Raw genomic sequence first — 2,902 nt, forward strand, 5'->3', positions numbered from 1 at the left:
ACACATCTTGGTGGTGCTTTTGGCCGGTGGGTGGAGAGGTTGGTGATGGCGGAGGTTGTGCAATTGGTGGGCCGGTTGCGCGCACAATTATCAGATAAACCTAAGACCTGCTGGTTGGTATCTGACCAGTATCCTCAAAATGTGGCCATTGAACTACAGCGGTTTTATCCTGGCTGCACGGTTGAATTTGTAGATGTGGCTGATATTTGTTTGGCTGCTGCAACCAAGGGGGTACAGCGAGAACGAGCGATGATCGCTTCTATGTGGGATGCTCTGGCTGCCGGTGTTGCCTGTACCACTTCCACAGTTGCAGCGGCGGTGGGGGTGACACGGGGACGAATCAGCCAGATGGCCGGTGTTATGGGCGGGTTTGAGCCGGTGAAAAGGGTGTTAGTTTCCCTTATAGAAGCTTTAAAAGGAAAATTAACACCCCCACAACTAGATGATACTGCTCGGTTCTTTGCTGAAATCTATCTACCAGAAGTTCTGGAAGAAATGGCCAATAATCAAGCTCCACCGGCACCATCGGTATCTCCACCGACTTACTCGGATGAGGATATTGAATGGGGTGCTGGGGTGATGCGGGTGTTTGCTTCTGAACCCTGGGAATATGCTGAAGGCTTGGCTCGGATATCGGGTGAATGGGCGACGGATGGTTATTTAAATTTGGTGTGGAGAAAGTTAGGCATTTGGGAGCGCCGGTTCTTAAAGGCATTTGCTTGGACTGCCTGCAAACAGTTGGCTTAATTGTTGGCAGAGCATAGATAAAAAAAAATCCCTACAATTGCGATGGGTTATCCATTTCTAAATTGCCATTAATTCGCCGTATCACCGGCACCCAGAGAGGCCGCTGGGACATCAGTATCTATTCCTTTATCGCCGGCGCCAAAACAAGCCGGTGGCTCCAAAGCATTTATTTCTGTCTCACCGGCACCCAGAGAAGCCAATGGGAAATCAGCCTTTACTGTCGCATCACCGGCACCAAAATAAGTCGGTGGAACATCAGCATTAATTCGGCGTTTCACCGGCGCCCAAAGAAACCAGTGGAAAATCCACATCTATTCCCTTATGATCGGCACCAAAACAAGCCGGTGGGACACCAGCATTAATAATCGTATTGTTACCACCAATAGTAGGTGAACTTTTATTGAGGGGTTGGTATCACTGGCCGCAAGAAAAGCCGCTGGAATATCACCATTAATTTTTGTATTACTGGCAGCCAAAGAAGCCGGTGGAGAATCACCATTAATTTTCGTATTACAGGCAGCCAAAGAAGCCGGGGGAGAATCAACATTAGATGAGATAAAATTAAGCTTATGACAGAACAACAACTTCAAGCAATCCTCCGCCAAACACGGCAAGGCTTAGAGCAAATCTATGGCCCTCGACTGGATAAAATTATTCTCTATGGTTCTCAAGCCAGAGGCGATGCCGAAGAAGACTCGGATATTGATGTTTTAATCGTCCTCAAAGAACCATTTAATTATTTTGAAGAAAGCCAGAGAATTTCCTACCTAATAGCGGATCTATGTTTAGAAAATACAGTATTAATTAGCTGTATGTTTGCCACTACTCAAAAATATCAAGAAGATGGGAGTGGTCTATTTCGCAATATTCGACGAGAAGGAGTGGTGATAGAACCTTAGATAAGCAAAAACTATTGGAAAAAAGATGAAACTGTACGGTTTCTTACTAAAATTTATCTTGCAGAAGTTATGGTACAAAATTGGTAACGGTTTCAATTAGGAACACAGAAAGCTTGCTGTGGGCATTTTGAATACTTGGCCCTTGATAGCTATTGTTCGATTAACTGTCTGTCTGGGGTGCCGGTGGAATCCGATATAATTAGCTTTGTTGGCTCTACATTTAAAGAAAATCATCCTAAACAGCAGAGGGAAAATATGACTAAAATCCATCAATCTGCGGTTCGCACGACGGACAAGCCTACACTGATACCTTCTTCTCAACTGTACGACAAATTTATTCAACAACTCATAGCTTTAACTCAACAAAAAGAAAATACACTAGATGTTGTGTTCACCCACTATTTAATGAAGATGAATTACCAACTGAAATTAGAGCAAATAGACAAGCTGAAAACTTGGTTGGATGGCTTTAGACATTTTACCCCCATTATCGTTGCTGAACTCAAAAAGCTCTATGATGTGCGATTTACTTATAACTCTAATGCCATTGAAGGCAACACTTTAACCCAAAGTGAAACAGAGTTAGTTCTAACCAAAGGCATCACAGTGGGGGGCAAAACTCTTGAGGAACATTTAGAAGTTGTTGGCCATAAGGATGCAATCGACTATATTGAAGCTTTAGCCCAAAAGGATACGACAATTAATGAGTGGGAAATTAAACAAATTCATAATCTCATTCTCCGCAAAATAAATCCAGATGAAGCCGGTAGTTATCGGACTTTAGATGTGATGGCCGCTGGAACAAATTATCGTTATCCTCCCCATTATTTACTGCCCCAATTAATGGGAGATTTTGTACTATGGCTTAATTCGGAGTCTGCTTTAAAACTACATCCAGTCGAGTATGCGACGATGGCTCATTACCGCTTTGTTTCTATTCATCCTTTTCGGGATGGGAATGGTCGAACGGCTAGACTATTAATGAATTTACTCTTAATCCGTGCCGGTTATCCGATTGTAGTAATTAATAACCAAATCCGCAATGATTATATTAATGCTTTGGCTTATGGACAACAGAACCAAGATGATTTAGGGCAGCTTTTAGATTTGGGTTGTGATGCTGCTGTGGCTTCGCTTGTAGAAACTTTAAGGTTAGTGGTTACTGCAACCAGCAGCCGAGATAAAGGGCAAGCTTTTTATCAGGAGATTACTGATTTTCTGGATAGTTATTTGAGGGAATAACTAAGATGAGTTTG

General features: G+C 43.0%; 5 protein-coding genes. 3 read left to right on the top strand and 2 right to left on the bottom strand.

What is annotated here, in order from left to right; all coding sequences use genetic code 11:
* A partial coding sequence (locus tag NG798_RS27185) for a hypothetical protein (protein ID WP_317619646.1) occupies positions 1–747 on the top strand: 747 nt, incomplete at its 5' end.
* A 68-nt stretch (positions 748–815) separates the two neighbouring features.
* On the opposite strand, the gene NG798_RS27190 is transcribed toward NG798_RS27185, so the two are convergent.
* Both NG798_RS27190 and NG798_RS27195 read right to left on the bottom strand, forming a co-directional pair.
* Complete coding sequence (locus NG798_RS27190; protein ID WP_261226845.1) at positions 816–1,058, bottom strand: hypothetical protein; 243 nt, start codon at positions 1,056–1,058, stop codon at positions 816–818.
* Positions 1,059–1,337: a hypothetical protein gene (locus tag NG798_RS27195; RefSeq protein ID WP_261226846.1), complete on the bottom strand. Its 279-nt coding sequence runs from the start codon at positions 1,335–1,337 to the stop codon at positions 1,059–1,061. It abuts the gene before it with no gap.
* Between NG798_RS27195 and NG798_RS27200 the strand changes: the two genes are divergently transcribed.
* Both NG798_RS27200 and NG798_RS27205 read left to right on the top strand, forming a co-directional pair.
* Complete coding sequence (locus NG798_RS27200) at positions 1,317–1,646, top strand: nucleotidyltransferase domain-containing protein (protein WP_261226847.1); 330 nt, start codon at positions 1,317–1,319, stop codon at positions 1,644–1,646. The two genes, NG798_RS27195 and NG798_RS27200, sit on opposite strands and share 21 nt — an antisense overlap.
* A 255-nt stretch (positions 1,647–1,901) precedes the next feature.
* A complete protein-coding gene (locus NG798_RS27205; protein WP_261226848.1) occupies positions 1,902–2,888 on the top strand; it encodes a Fic family protein in 987 nt (328 codons plus the stop codon).
* Positions 2,889–2,902: the final 14 nt, after the last annotated feature.

It is taken from the genome of Ancylothrix sp. D3o (assembly GCF_025370775.1).
Taxonomy (GTDB): Bacteria; Cyanobacteriota; Cyanobacteriia; order Cyanobacteriales; family Oscillatoriaceae; genus Ancylothrix.

What these genes read in the sequence shown, in the direction of transcription:
- NG798_RS27190 (WP_261226845.1), bottom strand. Translation starts at nt 1,058, where the DNA reads ATGTGGATTTTCCACTGGTTTCTTTGGGCGCCGGTGAAACGCCGAATT.
- NG798_RS27200 (WP_261226847.1), top strand. Translation starts at nt 1,317, where the DNA reads ATGACAGAACAACAACTTCAAGCAATCCTCCGCCAAACACGGCAAGGC.
- NG798_RS27205 (WP_261226848.1), top strand. Translation starts at nt 1,902, where the DNA reads ATGACTAAAATCCATCAATCTGCGGTTCGCACGACGGACAAGCCTACA.